This window comes from Streptomyces aurantiacus, assembly GCF_001418335.1.
Classification (GTDB): domain Bacteria; phylum Actinomycetota; class Actinomycetes; order Streptomycetales; family Streptomycetaceae; genus Streptomyces; species Streptomyces aurantiacus.
The window spans coordinates 1-1,952 of the sequence record NZ_LIPP01000062.1 but is presented as its reverse complement, the minus strand read 5'-3'; the positions used below and the strand labels follow the sequence as shown (position 1 = coordinate 1,952).

Sequence of the window (1,952 nt, the reverse complement as noted above, 5' to 3'; positions counted from 1 at the left end):
GGGCGATCTCGGCGCCGCCTGCCTGGTTGACGACGCGGATGAAGGCGCCCCTGACCTGGCCGAAGCTCTGGCCACGGTTGGCGGCGTCGTGGATGGAGACGGGGAAGACGATCTTGGCGACCTCGGGGGGCACGGTGGCCAGGTTCACCTTGACGGACTCGTCGTCGCCCTCGCCCTCGCCGGTGAGGTTGTCGCCGGTGTGCTCGACGGAGCCGTCCGGGCTCTTGAGGTTGTTGTAGAAGATGAAGTGCTGGTCGGAGAGGACCTTGCCCGACGCGTCGACCAGCAGCGCGGAGGCGTCGAGGTCGTAGTCGGTGCCCGTGGTGGTCCGTACGTCCCAGCCGAGGCCGACCAGTACGGCGGTCAGGCCCGGCACCTCCTTGCTGAGCGAGACATTGCCGCCTTTGGCCAGAGAAACTCCCACTGCCAACTCCTTGTTTGGTGCGGACGTACAGCGTGGTAAAAAATCTACAGCACTGTAGAAAATAAGGAAGGAGACAGGACATGACGGACCAGCGACAGCGCCCCCCGCGACGGGGCCAGGGCGAGCTGGAGGCGCAGGTCCTGTCGGCCCTGCGCGCGGCGGAGAGTCCCGCGACCGCGGGCTGGGTGCAGGAGCGGCTCGGCGGCGACCTCGCCTATACGACGGTGATCACGATCCTGACCCGGCTGCTGGACAAGGGCGCGGTGACCCGGGAACGGGAGGGCCGGTCCTTCGCCTGGACCGCGGCCTCGGACGAGGCGGGCCTCGCCGCGCGCAGAATGCGCAAGGTGCTGGACGGCGAACGCGACCGGGAGGCCGTGCTCGCGAGCTTCGTGACCTCCCTGGAGCCGAACGACGAACGGCTGCTGCGTGAACTGCTGGGCCACCCCGACACGGAGAGGGAAGCCTGAGACCCATGGGGGTGTTCGTCTTCCTGCCGCTGATACTGCCGTTGACGGCGTGGCCGGTCGCCCGGCTTGCCGAGCAGCACCTCCATCCGCGTACCGCCACCCGGCTGCTGACCGGCGTGGCCGTGGTCATGGCGGTGTGCAGCACGGTCTGCCTGGGCCTGCTGATGGTGGTCGGCACCGCTCAGCTGCCCGGCAATCCGCTGCCCGACGGCTGGTCGGACCCCGAGGTGCGGGCGGCCGTCCCGTACGACGAGGTGGCGGGGAAGGCGGCCATACCCGCGCTCCTCGCCGTCGCGTCGGCCTGCGGCAGGGCGTCGTGGCGACACGGCCGCACCCGCCGCCGCGCGCACCGGGCGCTGGCGGGGGTACGCGGCAGGGAGGTGGCGGTACTGCCCGACGAGACGCCGTACGCCTACGCACTGCCCGGCACCGGCACCGGCGCCGATACGCACCGGAACCGGGTCCGGGAGCGCGGCCGGGTCCGAGGACGGGTCCGGGGGCGGGTAGTGGTCACCACCGCGCTGCTGTCCCGGCTCGGGCCCGCCGAGCGCCGGGCCCTGTTCGCCCATGAGCGGGCACATCTGGAGGCCGGGCACCACCGGTTCCTGCTGGCCGTACGGCTGGCGGCGCGCGCCAACCCGTTTCTGCGCCCGCTGCGCACGGCGGTGTCCTACACGACGGAACGCTGGGCCGACGAGGACGCGGCCCGCGCCGTCGGTGACCGCCGGGCCGTGGCCGTGGCGATCGGCAGGGCGGCCCTGGTGTCCAGGGATACTCCGGGCCCGGACCCGGCCCCCGCCGCGACGCTCGCGGGCTTCGCGGCCAGATCCGGACCCGGACCCGGACCCGGACCGGTTCCGCGCCGCGTCGCCGCCCTGCTCGGTCCGGCGCCGGCCGTCCGCAGCTGGCCGTCCGTGTTCACCGGAGTAGGCCTCGCAGCCTGGACGGCGGCCGTCGGTACGGCCGTCTCGGCGATGTCCTCCGCGAACTCCGCGGTCACGATGATCCTCATCCTCCACGCGGCGACACCGCTGTAACGGCGATCCCGCCACGAAGCC

Annotated in this window: 3 protein-coding genes; 2 read left to right on the top strand and 1 reads right to left on the bottom strand. The window is 72.4% G+C overall.

The features are described from left to right. A partial coding sequence (locus AOK01_RS09615) for a TerD family protein (protein ID WP_055510517.1) occupies positions 1 to 424 on the bottom strand: 424 nt, incomplete at its 3' end. A gap of 80 nt (positions 425 to 504) precedes the next feature. Here AOK01_RS09615 and AOK01_RS09610 point away from each other — a divergent pair. Both AOK01_RS09610 and AOK01_RS09605 read left to right on the top strand, forming a co-directional pair. Then, complete coding sequence (locus tag AOK01_RS09610; RefSeq protein WP_055510516.1) at positions 505 to 894, top strand: BlaI/MecI/CopY family transcriptional regulator; 390 nt, start codon at positions 505 to 507, stop codon at positions 892 to 894. 5 nt (positions 895 to 899) lie between these two features. Beyond that, positions 900 to 1,931 (top strand): M56 family metallopeptidase, encoded by a 1,032-nt coding sequence (locus tag AOK01_RS09605; protein ID WP_055510515.1) that lies wholly within the window; start codon positions 900 to 902, stop codon positions 1,929 to 1,931. Positions 1,932 to 1,952 lie beyond the last annotated feature (21 nt).